This is a genomic window from Brevundimonas olei (genome assembly GCF_037055245.1).
Taxonomy (GTDB): domain Bacteria; phylum Pseudomonadota; class Alphaproteobacteria; order Caulobacterales; family Caulobacteraceae; genus Brevundimonas; species Brevundimonas olei.
In genome coordinates this window covers 365,343-382,062 of the sequence record NZ_CP146369.1, presented here as the reverse complement: position 1 = coordinate 382,062, position 16,720 = coordinate 365,343, and the positions used below count along the sequence as shown (strand labels likewise).

The following is a 16,720-nucleotide window of genomic DNA, read 5'->3' as shown; positions in this document are numbered from 1 at the left end:
GGTTCAGCCCGCCTCGACCGGCGCCGAGGTCTCCAGCGCCAGGGCGTGCAGCTCGCCGCCCATCTTGCCCTTCAGCGCGGCGTAGACGGTCTGATGCTGACGCACGCGGGGCATTCCGCGAAAGACCTCCGACACGATGCGGGCGCGATAGTGGTCGCCGTCGCCCGCCAGGTCCTCGATGGCGATGTCCGCGTCGGGGAAGGCCTCGACCAGATGGGCGCGAAGGTCGTCGGCGGACATGGGCATCGTGGAACTCCTGAAACGCAGAAGGCCGCTTCCGGGCCTGAATTGTAAAGCTTATCGCCCCGCGCCCCGCCTGTCAGCCGCTCATCCGGCGCGAGGGCGCTCATACAGGTCGACGGCCGATCCCTTGTAGTCCGCGCGGGCGTAGGGGCGATAGCCCACCCGCTCGGCCAGACGCACCGAGGGCGCGTTCTCGGGCGAGATCATGCAGACCGTGCGCGCCTCCAGCCGATAGGCGTCGGTCCAGGCCAGGGCCGCCTCCAGCGCCTCGCGCGCCAAGCCCGCACCTTGAAAGGCGGGCGCCACGCCCCAGCCCAGCTCCGGCGCGTCGAAGGGAGGATCGATCTCGCGGCGATAGTCCAGCACGCCGACGCTGCCGACATAGGCCCCCGTCGTCGTCTCGCGGATCGACCAGTTGCCGTAGCCCTTGGCCTGCCAGTGGCCGATGTCGCGCAGTAGGCGGAACCAGACCTCCTCCTCGGACAGGCCTCGCCCCATGATGTGGCGGGTGAACTCGGCGTCGGCCCACAGGGCGGTCAGGTCGTCCATGTCGCCGACGGCGACGGGCGTCAGGGTCAGGCGTTGAGTGGTCAGAACAGTCACATCAATCCCAGTTGCTTGAAGCTGGCCACGCCTTCGCGGCCGACGATGAGGTGGTCGTGAACCTGAACCGACAGGGCGCGGGCGGCCTCGATCACCTGTCTGGTCATGTCGATATCGGCCCGGCTGGGCGTCGGATCGCCCGAGGGGTGATTGTGCACGATGATCATGGCGCTGGCCGACAGCTCCAGCGCCCGGCGCACCACCTCGCGCGGATAGACCGGGGCGTGGTCGACCGTGCCCCGGTTCTGAATCTCGTCGAGGATTAGCTGGTTCTTCTTGTCGAGATAGAGGACGCGGAACTGCTCGCGCGGTTCATGCTGAAGCGACAGGCGCACGTAGGACAGCAGCGCCGTCCACGACGAGATGACCGTGCGTCGGTTGGCCTCCTCCTTGGCGACCCGACGCGAGACTTCGTGCAGGGCGGCGAGGTCCAGCGCCGTCTCGGCGCCCACGCCCTTGGCCCGACCGCGCGAATCCTCGGCCTTGACCGTCATCAGGTCCTCGACCGAGGCCGCCAGCACCGCCGCCAGCGATCCGAACCGCGTCAGCAGGGCCTTGGCCACCGGTTTGACGTCGACATGAGGCTGGCTGCGGAACAGAAACAGCTCCAGCAGCTCATAGTCCGGCAGATGATGGATGCCCGCCGTGCGCGCACGTTCGCGCAGCCGCTCGCGATGACCGGCGTGATGCGGCTTGGCCTTCGGCTGTTCCGGCGGTTGATCGAGCATCAGCCTCCCCCGGAAGGGAGACTAGCTCAGAATTTCGGGCGGAAAAGACCCTTGGGCGAGGCGGTGAAGATTTCCAGCCCGTCCTCGGTCACGCCGATCGAGTGTTCGCACTGCGACGACAGCGACTTGTCGCGCGTCACGGCGGTCCAGCCGTCCGACAGCACCTTCACCGCCGGCTTGCCCAGATTCACCATCGGCTCGACGGTGAAGAACATGCCCGGCTTCAGCACCGCGCCCTCGCCGCGACGGCCGTAGTGCAGGACGTTGGGGCTGTCGTGGAAGACCCGGCCGATGCCGTGGCCGCAGAAGTCGCGGACCACGCTCATGCGCTGGGCCTCGACGAATTTCTGGATGGCGAAGCCGATGTCGCCGAAGGTGTTCCCCGGCTTGATCTGGGCCAGACCCAGGTCCAGCGAGTCATAGGTGACGTCGATCAGCCGCTTGGCGCGGGCGTTGATCTCGCCGACCGGGTACATCCGGCTGCTATCGCCGTGCCAGCCGTCGACGATGACCGTATGGTCGATGTTGACGATGTCGCCTTCCTTCAGAACCTTGTCGCCGGGAATGCCGTGGCAGACGACGTGGTTGATCGAGGTGCAGACCGTCTTGGTGTAGCCTTTGTAGCCCAGGCAGGCGGGGACGCCGCCGTTGTCCAGGGTGAACTCGCGCACCAGATCGTCCAGCTCGCCCGTGGTGACGCCCGGCTTCACATGCTCGGTGATCATGTCCAGCGCCTCGGCGACCAGACGGCCCGCCTTGCGCATGCCCTCGAACCCTTCCGCGTCATAGATGCGGATTTCGTGGCTGCGGACGAAGACGTCGGTTTCCAGGTCGGGGGTCTCGTACATGATCGGCTTTCGGGGAGGCGCGCGCTCCGCGTACAGGCGGACCGGGCGAAGAAACGACTTCAGGACTTCAGATGGTCAGACTAGCACAAAACCTCAAGCCCGTCAGGGTTCACGGCTGACGTATGGCCTGGCCCTTTCTATCTTCAGCCCATGTCACAATCGCCCCCCTCCCCCACCGCCGCCGTCCTGATCATCGGCGACGAGATCCTGTCGGGCCGAACCCGCGACAGCAATCTGAACACCCTGGCCCGCTTCCTGGCGCCGCTCGGCGTCGATCTGATGGAGGCGCGGGTGGTCGGCGACCGTCAGGACCAGATCGTCGCGGCGCTGAACGCCCTGCGCGCGACGCACGACTATGTCTTCACCACCGGCGGCATCGGCCCGACCCATGACGACATCACCGCCGATGCGGTCGGCGCCGCCTTCGGCGTTTCCGTGCGCGAACACCCCGAGGCCCTCGCCATCCTGGAGCGCCGCTATGCGCCGGGCGAGTTCAACGCTGCGCGGCGCCGCATGGCCCGCGTGCCCGAAGGCGGCGTCCTGATCGCCAATCCGGTCAGCGACGCGCCGGGCTTCCAGGTCGACAACGTCTTCGTCATGGCCGGCGTGCCCAAGATCATGGAGGCCATGCTGGACGACGTGGCGCCGCGCCTGAAGACGGGCGTCCCGGTGCACAGCCGGTCGTTGCGCGTCAGCGGCGTCGGCGAGGGCGCCGTGGCCGACATCCTGCGCGCCGCCGCCGAGGCCAGACCACACCTGTCCTTCGGCTCCTATCCCTTCGGTTTCGGCGCCGGACAGACCGCCGGCGAGGTCGGAACCCAGCTGGTTATCCGGGGTCGGGATCAGGCCGAAGTTGACGCTGCGGAACACGATCTTGCCGGAAACCTACGTTCTTCAGGCATCGAAATTGCCGTTACGTAACCTCACCAAGGTGTGAAATTGTGCGATTTTTGCGCCACGCTTTCGCCGAGAAGCGGTCCGACACCGGCCTTGGACGCAACGCTTTCATGACACGGACGCTGTGATGGGTAGCGTGGCGGCCCTCCCCGAACCAAGGCCGCCCGCCTTTCTCAAAATGGTCGGCCCACGACATAGGTGAAGCGTAATGACTCCCAGGAACATGGCCCGCCTCGGCGGCCTGGCTCTGACCACCGCCCTGATGACGGGCGTCGCCGCCCCGGCCTTCGCGGGCTCCTTCTATCTGCAGGAACAGTCCGTGCGCGGCGCCGGACGCGCCTATTCGGGCGAAGCCGCCGACCGCGGCGTCGGCTCGATGTGGTGGAACCCCGCCTCCATCGCCCGCAGCGGCCGTGAAGTCTCGGTCGGCCTTCACGCCATCCGCATCGACTCCGAGGTGAAGAACGCCGGCTCCTACGTCACCTATCCGGGCGGCGTGGACGTGCCGGTGGTCAACCCGCGCAACACCGAGGTCGACCCGATCGAAAGCGGCCTGGTGCCGAACTTCGCCTTCGCCACGCCGATCGGCGACCGCTTCGCCGTCGGCGTCTCGGTGGCCGCCCCCTACAACTTCACCACCAAGTACGAACAGGGCTCCTTCGCCCGCTACGACGCCCTGACGTCGGAGCTGCGCTCGGGCGACGCCAGCCTGACCGTGGCCTATCAGGTCAACGACTGGCTGGACGTCGGCGCCGGTCTGAACGCCCAGTTCGTCAAGGCCAAGCTGACCTCGGCCATGCCGTCGGTGTCCCCCCTGCTGCCGGACGGCTCCTCCTCGCTGGAAGGCGACGGCTGGGACTTCGGCTGGAATGTCGGCGCCCAGGTCCACAAGGGCCCGTGGGACTTCGGTCTCAGCTATCGCTCCAAGATCGAGCACGAACTGGACGGCGACGTGAACATCGTCCTGACCGGCCCGCTGGCGCCTAACAGCGTCTCGACGGGCGGCACGGCCAGCTTCAACACCCCGTGGTTCGCCTCGGCGTCGGTCCGTTACGCCGTCAACGACAAGCTGACCCTGAACGCCCAGGTCAATCGCATCGGCTGGTCCGAGTTCCAGGCCATCACCGTCGAATATCCGGGCGGCGGCGACGTCATCCATCAGAACTACAAGGACGTCACCACCGGCGCGATCGGCCTGGACTACGCCATCAGCGACAAGACCACCCTGCGCGCCGGCGTCGGCTACGATCCGACCCCGACCCGCGACAGCCTACGCACCGCCCGCATCCCGGACGCCGACCGCTGGCTGTTCTCGGTCGGCGGCTCGACCGAGGTGACCGAGGGCGTCACCTTCGACGCGGGTCTGACCTACATCGCCTTCAGCGACTCGACGATCCACGACGACCGCGCCTTCTACGCCGGCACCCCGGCGGCCGTGACCTCGCACCTGCGCGGCGAGGCCGAAGGCTCGGCCCTGGTGGCCTCGATCGGCGCCCGCTGGGCCTTCTGATCCTCGCCTGACGACGGATACGGAAACGGCGGCTCCCGCAAGAGAGCCGCCGTTTTTGTTCCTGCGCCGATCTCGACGATCAGCCTTGAGCGCCGTGTCCCTTGCCGCCGTTCGACGGACGGCGACGACGAGGACGGCGCTTCAGCTCGCCGACCGGCTTGGGTTCGGCCTCGGGCGTCGCCCGGACGGCCGAGCGGGCGCGGTCGCCCGCCATCGGGTCATAGGCCGCCGCCGGGCGCTCGGCGTGATGAGTCCGGTCGCGTTGACCCTTGCGCTGACGGTGCGGCTGGCCGCCGCCCTCGGGCTTGACGCCGTCGCGACGCGGGTTGCGACGACCGCCGCCGCGGCCCTCGCCGCCCGAACGACCCTCGCGCTCGGGCAAGGTCGCCTTCTTGGCCACGCCCGCCGCCATGATGGAGGCGTCCAACTGGGCCAGGGCCTTGTCGTTGCGACGGTCGATCGCGGGGATCTTCTGGCGCGTGACCTTCTCGATGTCCTTCAGCAGCTTCATCTCGTCGCCGGCGACGAAGCTGATGGCGGTGCCGTCCTTGCCCGCGCGGGCCGTGCGGCCGATGCGGTGGACATAGGCTTCCGGCACATAGGGCAGCTCGAAGTTCACCACGTGGGTGACCTTGTCCACATCGATGCCGCGCGCGGCGATGTCGGTGGCGACCAGGACGCGCAGCTTGCCGTTCTTGAAGGCCTCAAGCGCGCGCTCGCGCTGGGGCTGGCTCTTGTTGCCGTGGATGGCCCCGGCCTCGACGCCGCCGGCCTCCAGATAGGCCGCGACCTTGTCGGCGCCGTGCTTGGTCTTGGTGAAGACCAGGCAGCGCGTATAGGCGGGGTCCGAGAACAGCTCGGTCAGCAGGGCGCGCTTCCTGCCCTGCTCGACCCAGATCACCGACTGCTTGATGCGCTCTACCGTGGTGGCCTGCGGCGTGACCTGGACCTTGACCGGGTCCTTCAGCAGCTCGCCGGCCAGCTTGCCGATCTCCGACGGCATGGTGGCCGAGAAGAACAGGTTCTGGCGCTTGGCCGGGATGCGGCTGACGATCTGGCGGATCGGCTTGATGAAGCCGAGGTCAAGCATCTGGTCGGCTTCGTCGAGGACGAAGATCTCGGTCGAGGACAGGTCCAGCGTCTTCTGTTGCAGGTGGTCCAGCAGACGGCCGGGGGCGGCGACCAGGACGTCGAGACCCTGTTGCAGAGCGCGTTCCTGCGGACCGTATTTCACGCCGCCGAAGATGACGGCCACGCGGAAGCCCAGGTGGGCGCCGTATTGCTTGAAGCTGTCGGCGATCTGGGTCGCCAGTTCGCGCGTGGGGCTCAGGATCAGGGCGCGGGTGGTGCGCGGCTTGGGCGCCACGCGGTTCTCGGCCAGGCGATGCAGGATCGGCAGGGCGAAGGCCGCCGTCTTGCCGGTGCCGGTCTGGGCGATGCCCAGCAGGTCCTTGCCCTTCATGACGTCGGGAATGGACTTGGCCTGGATCGGCGTCGGCTTCTCATAGCCGGTCGCGGCCAGGGCGGTCAGGAGAGCCTTGTTCAGGCCCATGGATTCGAAGGTGATGGTGTCGCTCACGTCTGTCTTTCACGAACGGCGGCGCGCGCGGCTGGACAAGCCAGGCCTTCACTAGGGGCGCACGTCGCCTGCCCGAAATCGGGCGGGGAACGGGCGCCGCCCCGCGTGTATGGACGACGTATGAAATCGAATGATCCGGCCGCTCGACAGACAGGCCTTCCGGGGAGGGAAGCCCAACACGCGCTGGAACGCGCCGGTCACCGCATTGTGCGATGCAGCGCAGATGGGCCTCAATAGCGGCCAAGTCAAGGCGAACTCGGCGAAAGCCTACAACAGGTTGACCGCCAGATTGACCGCCAGAGCCAGGATCACCGTGTTGAACAGCCAGGCCACGATGCTGTGGACGGTGGCGATGCGGCGCAGGCGCTGGCTGGAGATCTGGACGTCGGCGGTCTGGTTCGCCACGCCGATGATCAGGGCGAAGTGCAGGAAGTCCCAGTAGTCGGCGTCGTCCTCGCCCGGAAACATCAGGCCCTGACGATCACCCTGGCCGGCCTCGGCGGGCGCATAGAACTCATGGGCGTAATGCAGGGTGAAAATGGTCTGCACGAACAGCCAGCTCAGGGCGATGGTGACCACGGTCAGAACCGCCGCCGTCGCCGTCGGCTTGCCGCCCGACGCCGCCATGAAGACAATGACGAAGACGCTGGCCCCCGCCGCCAACAGGCTGAGCGGCAGCACCGCCCCGCCCGCCTGGTCCAGCTCCGCCGACCGCGCGCGGATCGCCGCCACCGATCGCGCCCGACTCAACCGCATGAAGGTCAGCAGCAGAAAGGCCGTCACGCCCGCGTCCCAGGCGACCGCCAGCCGCATCGGCCAGCCCCAGACGACCGGCGAGACGGCGCTGGCCGCCGCCATCACCGCCAATCCCAACCAAAGGGCGAAATGCAGACGAAAGAGGTGCGCGACCGGCTTCATGGCCGCATGATTGCGCCGTTCCATGCGAACGGCCAGAGCCCCGCCGCCGGACTTCAGCCGTCAGCTCTTCCAGCGCAGCACCGTCTCCTTGATCGGATTGACGAAGGCGCGGCCCTCGGCGCGGCTCTTCAGCCATTCGCGCTTCAGCTGCTGATACCATTTGGCCTGTTTGTCGGCGTCGTCGATCCAGATCAGGGCCGGGTCGTATTTCAGCCCCTCGTTCTGCAGGTTCACCATGCCGCCGTCCTGCTTCAGGAAGGCGACGACGCCCATCCGCAGGAAGGGCTTGGCGATGCCGAACACCCAGTGATCGGACCAGAAGATCTGGGTGATGCGGGTCTTGGTCTCGCTCACCGGCGTCAGGCAGGTCAGGGCCAGCACCTGCTTTTCGCCCACCTGGATATGCTCCCAGCGATAGCCCGGCAGGCGGAAGGTGATCTCGGTCGCGGGCGCCCCGCCCAGCACCTTGTACAGGCGGCTGTTCGACGACGGCGCGTGACGCACCATGGCCCAGCCGAAGTCGACCGGGGCGAAGGTCTTGGCCTTCTCGTGCATCGAATGTTCGGAGCGCCACCACCACTGCTGGTGGACGTAGGGGCCGTGAGCGGGGTCCATCAGGCCGACGACGGCGTGGTCGATATGGCTGTCGAAATCCATCCACTCGACCAGACGGGGCTGGCCGACGGCGCCGGGGAACTGCGGCGGTTCCTGATCCGGCTCGGACGGGTTGCGGGCGTCCGCCGCCATCCAGACGAAGACCATGCCCTGGCTCTCGCGCACCGGGTAGGATCGGACCTTGATGCGGTTCGCCTCGAACGCCTGATCCTCGACCAGCGACGGGATGGCCGCGCAGACGCCGTCGGGCCGGAAGCGCCAGCCGTGATAGGGACATTCGATCGTCTCGCCCTCGCCCGGCTTCTCGACCAGCCGCCCGGCCGACAGCGGCGCCGCGCGGTGGGGGCAGATGTCGCGCATCCCATAGACCTCGCCGGCGCGCGTGCGGCCGATCAAGACCGGCTCGCCCATGATCTCATAGTGTTTCAGGCTGGCGACCGGCACGTCGCGCGCCAGGGCGACGAAATACCAGGCGTCGGTGATGAAGCCCTTGCCGAAAGCCGTCGGCGGGGCCTTAGCTTCTGGGGCGGCGGAAGATGCGGGCGCGGCGTCTGCGGTCATGGCCGCCTTGTAGCAGCAGCGACGGTCGGCCGTCCAAAGGCCATTCCCTTCCTCAGCCGATGAATTAATCTGGCGCAAATTTTCTTTGGGAGAGACGCCTTGATCCGCACCGCCTCCACCGCCCTTTTCGGCGCCGCCGCCCTGTTGCTGGCCGCCGCCCCCGCCGCCCTGGCTCAGGACGGCCCCGCCAATCACGCGACGCACGCCGCCTTCGCGTCCGATCGCCTCAGCGTGGTGGTCGACGGGCCGGAGGGCGCGCCCGACCTGATACTGATCCCCGGCCTGTCGTCCTCGCCGGACATCTGGCAGGGCGCGGTCGATCACCTGAACGGGCGCTATCGCGTCCACCGCATCCACGTCGCCGGTTTCGCCGGCGCCGCGCCGCAAGCCAACGCGCAGGGCGACGCCCCCCAACCGGTCGGCGCCCCCGTGGCCGAGGAGATCGCCCGCTACATCCGCGAACAGCATCTGAACAAGCCCGCCGTCGTCGGCCACTCCATGGGCGGGACCATGGGCATGATGCTGGCCGCGCGTCACCCCGATCTGGTCGGCAGGCTGATGGTCGTCGACATGATCCCCTTCATGGGCGCCATGTTCGGCGCGCCCGGCGCGACCGCCGAGAGCGTGACGCCCGTCGCCAACCAGATCTGGACCGCCCAATCCGCCAGCCCGCGCGACGCCTACGTCGCCCAGGCGACAACCGCCATCAACGGCATGATCAACACCGAGAACCGCCGCGAGGAAGCCCTTCAGGACATGCGCGACAGCGATCAGAAGGTCTCGGCCGCCGCCTTCCGCGAACTGGTCACGACCGACCTGCGCCCCGAACTGGCCAAGATCACCGCCCCGACCGAGGTGCTCTACGTCAAGTTCAACGACGCCCGCATGACCGATGCGATCACCGACGCCATCTATCAGGCGTCGTTCGCGACCCTGCCCGGCGCGAAGCTGAAGCGCATCGACGACAGCGCCCACTTCATCATGTTCGACCAGCCGACGGCCTTCTACGGCGAGTTGGACGCCTTCCTGGCCCGATGAGCCATCCGGCCGCGGACCGGATCGTCGGCCTTTATCAGGAGAAGGCGGCGGACTGGATTCGCGACCGAGGCTCTGTTCTGCGCCGGGATGAGGGCGACTGGAACGAAGCGGCCTGGCTGGGCCGCTTCACGCAGGGCTGGCCGCCCGGCGCCCGCGTGCTGGACGTCGGCTGCGGCTCGGGCTGGCCCATGGGCGCCGCCCTGCTGGAGCGCGGATTCGAGGTTATCGGCCTCGACGCCTCGCCCGGCCTGATCGCCCATGCGCGCGAGACCCTGCCGGGCGGGGACTGGCACATCGGCGACATGCGCGAACCCCTGCCGGACGGCGCCTTTCACGGCGTTCTGGCCTGGCACAGTCTGTTCCATCTGACGCCTCAGGCGCAGACGACGGTCCTGCCCGCCCTGGCCGCCCGCGTCGGCTCAGGCGGGCGGCTGATGTTCACCGCCGGTCCCGCTCACGGCGAGGCGATCGGCGAATGGCGCGGCGAACCGCTCTATCACGGCAGCCTGGACCCTGACGCCTACCAAGCCCTGCTCAGCGAGGCCGGCCTGACGGTAGAGAGCGCCGGCGATCAGGGCGTCTGGCTGGTCCGGCGCGCCATTCTTTCGGCGAAATAAACGCACACGCTGGCGTGATCGGAAACGGGGGCGTTTTCGCGGGCGACGTGAACGGCTAGAGCGAAATCGGTTCAGTTGGACTGCGTTCAACTGAATCCAGATATTCGCTCCAGCTTAATTCTGGACCATTGTTCTAGGTTCAGTCGATTCCGACTGAACCGAAAATGGTCTAGGGTTCGCGCCGCTGGCATAGAGGGATGTTCATGGCGCGCAAGGACCGCGGACCCGACGGGAACGATCAGGGCGGAGGAAAACCGCGTCGCACCTTCATGGGCCGTCTCTTCTACTGGGGCGCCGTTCTGGCCGTCTGGGGTCTGATCTTCGGCGTCGTCTTCTTCGCCGTCTTCGCGCGCGACCTGCCCGACACCTCCAGTCTGTATGAGGTCGATCGCCAGCCCTCGATCACCTATCTGGACCGCTCCGGCGCCCTGATCGCGGTGCGCGGCACCCAGATGGCGCCGCCCGTCGATCTGGACGCCCTGCCCGACTACGTCCCGGCCGCCTTCGTGGCCATCGAGGACCGCCGCTTCTACCACCACCCCGGTTTCGACCCGATCGGCATGAGCCGCGCCATGGCCTCGAACCTGAAGGCCGGGCGCGTGGTCCAGGGCGGTTCGACCATCACCCAGCAGTTGGCCAAGAACCTGTTCCTGACGCCCGATCAGAACATGAAGCGCAAGGTCCAGGAGCTGATGCTGGCCGTATGGCTGGAGATGAAGTTCTCCAAGAAGGAGATCCTCGCCCTCTATCTGAACCGCGTCTATTTCGGCGCCGGCGCCTATGGCATCGAATCCGCCTCGCAGCGCTATTTCGACAAGAGCGCCGATAAGCTGACGGTCGGCGAAGCCGCCCTGCTGGCGGGTCTTCTGAAGGCGCCCTCGCGCTATTCGCCGGTGTCCGAGAGCGAGCGCGCCGCCGCCCGCGCCAACGTCGTTCTGAACGAAATGGTCGAGGTCGGCGCCATCACCCGCGCTCAGCGCGACGCCGCCGTAGCCGAGCCGGTGCGGGTGTCCAAGACGCTGGCCAGTCAGCACGCCCAGTACTTCATCGACTGGCTCGACAAGCAGATCCGCGGCCTGGTCGGCGAGCCGACCGAGGATCTGGTGGTCGAAACCACCCTGGACCTGACGCTGCAGACCGACGCCGAGCGCGCCGTGCGCCGCATTCTGGACCGCGACAAGGGCAAGGGCGTCGAGCAGGCGGCCCTGGTCGCCCTGGACGGCGACGGTCGGGTGCGCGCCATGATCGGCGGTTCGTCGTATGGCGACAGCCAGTTCAACCGCGCCGTCGACGCCCGCCGCCAGGCGGGCTCGGCCTGGAAGCCCTTCGTCTATCTGGCGGCGGTCGAGGCCGGCTATACGCCCGAGACCCCGGTGGTGGACCAGCCGGTGACCATCGGCGGCTGGTCGCCGCGCAACTACTCGGGCCGCTTCTCGGGCCAGATGACCCTGGCCCAGGCCGTGGCCCAGTCGACCAACACCGTCGCCGCCTATGTCGCCGACCAGGTCGGGCGCGACAGCGTGGCTCGCGCCGCCCGCCGTCTGGGGATCAGCAGCGAGATCGGCCTGCAGCCCTCCATGGCCCTCGGCGCCGTCGAGGTCAGCCCGCTGGAGATGGCCCAGGCCTATGACGCCTTCGCCAACGGCGGCCGCCGCGTCGACGCCTACGGCATCAGCCGCATCCGCACCCCGTCTGGGCGGGTGATCTACACCCACGGCCCGTCCGAAAGCGGCCAGGCCATCAACAATCCGCCGCTCTACTACATGAACCAGATGCTGCGCGGGGTGATCACCTCGGGCAGCGGTCGTTCGGCCGCCATCGGCGGGCGCGACATCGCGGGTAAGACCGGCACCACCTCGGACTACAAGGACGCCTGGTTCGTCGGCTACACGGGCGGCTTCGTCGCCGCCGTCTGGGTCGGCAAGGACGACAACAAGCCGATGGCCCGCGTCACCGGCGGCTCTTCGCCCGCCGCCATCTGGCGCGGCTTCATGGAGGCGGCCCTGCCGCGTCTGGCGGTCCAGGCCATCCCCAACGGCCCGCCCCTGCCCGAGGGTTGGATCCCGCCCGACCCCGTCGGCGACCTGATGGGCCAGGTCGAGGACCCCTACGCCACGGCCGTTCCCTACGACGACGCCCAACCGCCCGTGGTCATCGACGGCCAGGCCCCGCAGGCGGCCCAGCCGCAACAGCCCCCGGCGGCGCGACCCGCTCCGCAACAGCAACGCCAGCCCGACGCGCTGTTTTTCTAGGCTTTCCTTCTCCCCTTGTGGGAGAAGGATTTAACCGACCGCGTGAAGCGCCGCGCCATGCTCGCGCAGCCAGCGTCGGTGCGGGCGATGATCCCCGACCAGACGGGCCACGACCGCCCAATAGGCCGGGCTGTGGTCGGCGTGGACCAGGTGGGCGACCTCGTGCGCGGCCAGGTAGTCGGCCACCGCGGGCGGGGCCATGATGACGCGCCAGGAATAGCGGATCGAGCGGTTGTGCGGACTGCACGAGCCCCAGCGCGAGCGGGTGTCGACGATGGACACCTTCACCGGCTTCTGGCCCAGAGCCTTGAGGTGAACCTCGGTCCGCTCGACCAGGAAGTCGCGTGCGGCGCGACGGAACCAGTTCTCGATGCGTCGTGAGAAGGCCTCGCCCTCTCCGCCCGAGCGCAGCACCGGCCCCTCGGCCGTTTCGACCAGGCGCGCCGCGCCTGCGCCGCCCGTCGCCTCCAGCCGCAAGGGACGCCCCTGCCAGCTCACCTCGGCGCCCGGCGCAAACGCCAGGGTCTCGGCCCGCGCGGCCAGCCGTTCGGCGATCCATCCGGCCTTGGTGCGGGCGAAGGCCACGACTTCGCCCAGGCGCCGCTCGCTGGGAGCGACGGCCACGGCCTCGCCGGCGCGGGCGTCAATGCGGATCGACAGCCGACGCGCGCGCGGATTGACCGACAGCCTCAGGGCGCCGCCGCCCTCAAGCGGCAGACGCTGACCGTTCCGGTACGACACTGACAGCTTCATTGCTGGCGATGAAATCGCGCACGCGCGGATAGATCTCCTCGCGGAACCGGCGGCCGTTGAAGACGCCGTAGTGGCCGACCTTGGGCTGGACGTAGAGCAGGCGCCGATCGTCCGGGATGTTCGGCGTCAGGCCGTGCGCGGCCTGGGTCTGACCGACGCCGGAGATGTCGTCCATCTCGCCCTCGATGGTGGCCAGGCCGATGTCCGTGATCGCGGTCAGATCAACCGTCTCGCCGCGATGCTGCAACAGGCCGCGCGGCAGCAGGTGCTGCTGGAAGACGATGTCGATGGTCTGGAGATAGAATTCCTCGGTCAGGTCCAGCACCGACAGATACTCGTCGTAGAACTGCTCGTGCTTCTCAACCCCGTCGCCGTCGCCCGCCACCAGATCCTCGAAATAGCGGCGATGGGCGTCGACGTGCTTATCCTCGTTCATCGACATGAAGCTGTAGAGCTGGACGAAGCCTGGATAGACCCTCCGCCCGACGCCCGGATAGGGCCAGGGCACGGTGTGGATCATGTTCGACTTGAACCAGGTGAAGGGCTTTTCCTCGGCCAGCTGGTTCGTCACCGTCGGCGACAGGCGGGCGTCGATGGGCGAGCCCATGAAGGTCATGGAGGCGGGCCGGTTCGGGTCGTTCTCGGCCGCCATCACCGCGCAGGCCGCCAGCACCGGCGGCCCCGGCTGGCAGACGCCGACGACGTGGGCGCGCGGCCCGACCGCCGCCAGCATGGCGCGCACATGGTCGATGTAGTCGTTGAAGTCGAAACGGCCCTCCAGCATCGGCACCTGGCGCGCGTTAGACCAGTCGGTGACATAGACGTCGTGGTCGCGCAGGAAGGTCTCGACCGTGCCGCGCAGCAAGGTGGCGTAGTGGCCCGACAGCGGGGCCACGATCACCACGGCGGGCGCGGCGGCGGGTCGGCCCGCGCGTTTCAGGTCGCCGATGTTGCGTGCGAACCGCACCAGACGGCACCAGGGCGAGGACCAGACGACCTGTTCGGTGGTGCGGACGGGCTTGCCGTCGATCTCGATCGTCTCCAGACCCCAGTCGGGCTTGCCGTAGCGACGCGTCAGACTCTCGAACACCTCAGCCGTGGCGTAGGCGGTGCGGCCGATCGCCGTATCCGACGCCGGATTGAATGGAGAGGTCCAGAACTGGCGGGCCATCTGGGCCCCGATCCGGAACGGCGTCGCCGAATGATAGGCGAGCTCGTGAAAAGCGTAGAGCATGAAACCCCGACTGCGGCCCCCGCCGATGCGGAACGCCGATCATACAGGGTGCTGCGCCGCAAAAAAGACCGGCCGCGCTTCGTTCAGGGAAAGGTGATCAGCCCTTCTCCATCGCGTTTTCGATCAGGGTCGCCGTGCGGCTGGGCCCCAGGTCGTGGGCCACGGCGCTGCGGAACCGGCCGTCCGGCCCCATCAGATAGACGGTCAGGCCGTGATTCATGGTGTAACCCTCGCCCTCGCCGACCTTCTGATAGAAGGCGCGGTACTCCCTGGCGACCTGGGCCACCTGTTCCGGCGTGCCGGTCAGGCCGATGACGTCATCCGGGAAGCCGTCCGAGGACAGATAGTCCTTCAGCATCTGCGGCGTGTCGCGCTCAGGGTCGATGCTGATGAAGACGATCTGCAGATCCTTGGCCTTGTCGCCCATCCGCTCCTGCACGGCGTTCAGCACGCCAAGCGTCGTGGGGCAGTAATCTGGGCAGTAGGTGAAGCCGAAGAAGACCAGGCTCCACTTGCCTTCCAGAATCGACTGATCGACGACCTGGCCGTCCTGATCGGTCAGGGTGAAGGGGCCGCCGACCAGAGGCTGGCCCGTCGCGGCGTCCGTCGTCTGGGCCGCCTGCTGGCGACCGCCGACCACCACCATGGTGATCAGGCCCAGCGCCAGGGCGATGACCGCGCAGGCGGCGGCGAACAGGATCACGGGACGGCGGGGCATGGCGTCTCCTCGGCGGAAGGGTCATTCGGCAGGCGCGACACGGCGAACCGTGCAGCCGCCCTGCGCCCGGTCTATAGAAGAGGGGTGAGCCCTACAGAAGCCCCCATTCCGCCGCACGTCCAGCCGCCCGCCTCGCCGCACCTCCTGGCCCTGGCGGAAGGTGAGCTGGCCGGCCTGCCGGAGCTGCCCCGACGCGGACGCGGCCTGTCGCTGCGCACCCTGATCGTGCTGCGCTGGCTGGCGGTGGTCGGCCAGACCTCGGCGATCCTGACGGCCTATTTCGCCCTGCATTTCCCTCTGCCCCTGTGGGAATGCCTGACCGTGATCGGCGCCGGCGTGGCGATGAACCTGGCCACCATGGCGCGGGCGCGGCGCATCGACGGCAGCCTGCCGGACGGGCCTCGAACCGCCGCCCAGCTGGGTTTCGACATCCTGCAACTGGCGACCCTGCTGGCCCTGACCGGGGGGCTGGCCAACCCCTTCTGCCTGCTGCTGGTGGCGCCGGTGACCATCGCGGCGGCCGCCCTGCCCGCGCGTCAGGCGGTGATCCTGGGCGTCATGGCCCTGATCGCCGTGGGCTTCCTCTTCTCCTGGTCCCTGCCCTTGCCGTGGCGGCTGCACGAACATCTGGAGCTGCCGGGCCTCTATCGTCTGGGCCTGGGACTGGCCCTGGTGACGGGGGTGCTGTTCACCGCCGGCTACGCCTGGAAGGTCGCCGCCGACGCCGACAAGCTGGAGCTGGCTCTCGCCACCACCCAGGACGTTCTGCAGCGCGAGCAGAGGCTGGCGGCCCTGGGCGGCCTCGCCGCCGCCGCCGCCCATGAACTGGGCACGCCGCTGGCCACCATCCAGGTCGTCGCCAAGGAGATGCTGCGCGACGCCCCCACCGACAGTCCGGCCGCCGAGGACGCCGCCCTGATCCTGCAACAGGCGGAACGCTGCCGGGCCATTCTCAAGCAGCTGTCGGCCCAGCCCGAAGAGGGCGACCCCCTGTTCGCCGACATCGACCTGAAGGCCCTGCTGGAAGAGGTGGCCGAGCCGCACCGGGGCTTCGACCTGGACTTCGAGATCGCCGTCAAGGCGCCGCCCGGACACCCCGTGCCGCGCGTCCGCCGCCTGCCCGAGATCGTCCACGGCCTGTCCACCCTGGTCGAGAACGCCGCCGACTTCGCCGCCCGCAAGGTGCGGCTGACCGCCGTGGTCGACGCCGGCTGGATCGAGATCGACATCCTGGACGACGGCCCCGGCTTCGCCTCCGAGATTCTGCCGCGCCTGGGCGAGCCCTATGTGACCAGCCGCCCCCAGGCCAAGGCCCGTCGCGCCCTGGCCGCCCAGATCGCCGCCGCCTCGCGCCCCGCCCGGCGCGGCCGCCGCGCGGCGCCGCCCCCGATCACCGCCCCCATCGCCCCCAGCCAGGGCGGCATGGGCCTGGGCTTCTTCATCGCCCGCACGCTGCTGGAACGCACCGGCGCCAAGGTCTCGGTCGGGTCCGGAGACGGCGAGAAGGGCCAGCCCAAGGGCGCCCGCGTCTCCATCCGCTGGCCGCGACAGGCGCTGGAGGCGCCGGTTTCCGCCATGGAGTCCGGTGGAACCTGATGTCGCAGTC

At 68.5% G+C, this 16,720-nt stretch carries 16 protein-coding genes; 6 read left to right on the top strand and 10 right to left on the bottom strand.

What is annotated here, in order from left to right; translation table 11 throughout:
• Nucleotides 1-3: 3 nt before the first annotated feature.
• From V8J38_RS01860 to map, 4 genes are all read right to left on the bottom strand, one after another.
• The gene (locus V8J38_RS01860) at nt 4-246 is read right to left on the bottom strand and encodes a BolA family transcriptional regulator (RefSeq protein WP_338577670.1); all 243 of its coding nucleotides are present in this window, start codon (nt 244-246) and stop codon (nt 4-6) included.
• 81 nt (nt 247-327) lie between these two features.
• Entirely contained in the window at nt 328-846 is a 519-nt protein-coding gene (locus tag V8J38_RS01855) for a GNAT family N-acetyltransferase (protein ID WP_291780019.1), read from the bottom strand.
• Nucleotides 843-1,574 (bottom strand): RadC family protein, encoded by a 732-nt coding sequence (gene radC / locus V8J38_RS01850; protein ID WP_291780022.1) that lies wholly within the window; start codon nt 1,572-1,574, stop codon nt 843-845. Before radC ends, V8J38_RS01855 begins: the two co-directional genes overlap by 4 nt.
• Nucleotides 1,575-1,600: 26 nt before the next feature.
• Nucleotides 1,601-2,422 (bottom strand): type I methionyl aminopeptidase, encoded by an 822-nt coding sequence (gene map, locus V8J38_RS01845; RefSeq protein ID WP_291780025.1) that lies wholly within the window; start codon nt 2,420-2,422, stop codon nt 1,601-1,603.
• Nucleotides 2,423-2,572: 150 nt separating this feature from the next.
• On the opposite strand from map, the gene V8J38_RS01840 reads away from it, so the two are divergent.
• Complete coding sequence (locus V8J38_RS01840) at nt 2,573-3,343, top strand: competence/damage-inducible protein A (protein ID WP_338577669.1); 771 nt, start codon at nt 2,573-2,575, stop codon at nt 3,341-3,343.
• Between the two features lie 184 nt (nt 3,344-3,527).
• Nucleotides 3,528-4,829: an OmpP1/FadL family transporter gene (locus tag V8J38_RS01835; RefSeq protein ID WP_291780029.1), complete on the top strand. Its 1,302-nt coding sequence runs from the start codon at nt 3,528-3,530 to the stop codon at nt 4,827-4,829.
• Between the two features lie 79 nt (nt 4,830-4,908).
• On the opposite strand, the gene V8J38_RS01830 is transcribed toward V8J38_RS01835, so the two are convergent.
• From V8J38_RS01830 to V8J38_RS01820, 3 genes are all read right to left on the bottom strand, one after another.
• On the bottom strand, nt 4,909-6,408 hold the full coding sequence (locus V8J38_RS01830) for a DEAD/DEAH box helicase (RefSeq protein WP_422388308.1): 1,500 nt from the start codon (nt 6,406-6,408) through the stop codon (nt 4,909-4,911).
• Nucleotides 6,409-6,675: 267 nt separating this feature from the next.
• Complete coding sequence (locus V8J38_RS01825) at nt 6,676-7,350, bottom strand: DUF1345 domain-containing protein (protein ID WP_338577668.1); 675 nt, start codon at nt 7,348-7,350, stop codon at nt 6,676-6,678.
• A gap of 36 nt (nt 7,351-7,386) precedes the next feature.
• Nucleotides 7,387-8,502, bottom strand: a complete 1,116-nt coding sequence (locus V8J38_RS01820; RefSeq protein WP_338577667.1) for an aromatic ring-hydroxylating dioxygenase subunit alpha — start codon at nt 8,500-8,502, stop codon at nt 7,387-7,389.
• 99 nt (nt 8,503-8,601) lie between these two features.
• On the opposite strand from V8J38_RS01820, the gene V8J38_RS01815 reads away from it, so the two are divergent.
• From V8J38_RS01815 to V8J38_RS01805, 3 genes are all read left to right on the top strand, one after another.
• Nucleotides 8,602-9,540, top strand: coding sequence for an alpha/beta hydrolase (locus tag V8J38_RS01815; RefSeq protein WP_338577666.1), 939 nt, complete (start codon nt 8,602-8,604; stop codon nt 9,538-9,540).
• Nucleotides 9,537-10,157 (top strand): class I SAM-dependent methyltransferase, encoded by a 621-nt coding sequence (locus V8J38_RS01810; protein WP_338577665.1) that lies wholly within the window; start codon nt 9,537-9,539, stop codon nt 10,155-10,157. Before V8J38_RS01815 ends, V8J38_RS01810 begins: the two co-directional genes overlap by 4 nt.
• Before the next feature lie 197 nt (nt 10,158-10,354).
• Nucleotides 10,355-12,409: a penicillin-binding protein 1A gene (locus V8J38_RS01805; protein ID WP_338577664.1), complete on the top strand. Its 2,055-nt coding sequence runs from the start codon at nt 10,355-10,357 to the stop codon at nt 12,407-12,409.
• 30 nt (nt 12,410-12,439) lie between these two features.
• Here V8J38_RS01805 and V8J38_RS01800 read toward each other — a convergent pair whose 3' ends face one another.
• The 3 genes from V8J38_RS01800 to V8J38_RS01790 all read right to left on the bottom strand — a co-directional run bounded on the left by V8J38_RS01800 (nt 12,440) and on the right by V8J38_RS01790 (nt 15,114).
• A complete protein-coding gene (locus V8J38_RS01800; RefSeq protein WP_338577663.1) occupies nt 12,440-13,150 on the bottom strand; it encodes a SprT family zinc-dependent metalloprotease in 711 nt (236 codons plus the stop codon).
• Nucleotides 13,116-14,396: a polyhydroxyalkanoate depolymerase gene (locus V8J38_RS01795; RefSeq protein ID WP_338577662.1), complete on the bottom strand. Its 1,281-nt coding sequence runs from the start codon at nt 14,394-14,396 to the stop codon at nt 13,116-13,118. The genes V8J38_RS01800 and V8J38_RS01795 overlap by 35 nt, the downstream gene beginning before the upstream one ends.
• Nucleotides 14,397-14,493: 97 nt before the next feature.
• On the bottom strand, nt 14,494-15,114 hold the full coding sequence (locus V8J38_RS01790; RefSeq protein ID WP_291780054.1) for an SCO family protein: 621 nt from the start codon (nt 15,112-15,114) through the stop codon (nt 14,494-14,496).
• 84 nt (nt 15,115-15,198) lie between these two features.
• Between V8J38_RS01790 and V8J38_RS01785 the strand changes: the two genes are divergently transcribed.
• The gene (locus V8J38_RS01785; protein ID WP_338577661.1) at nt 15,199-16,710 is read left to right on the top strand and encodes an ActS/PrrB/RegB family redox-sensitive histidine kinase; all 1,512 of its coding nucleotides are present in this window, start codon (nt 15,199-15,201) and stop codon (nt 16,708-16,710) included.
• The last annotated feature ends 10 nt before the right edge of the window (nt 16,711-16,720 follow it).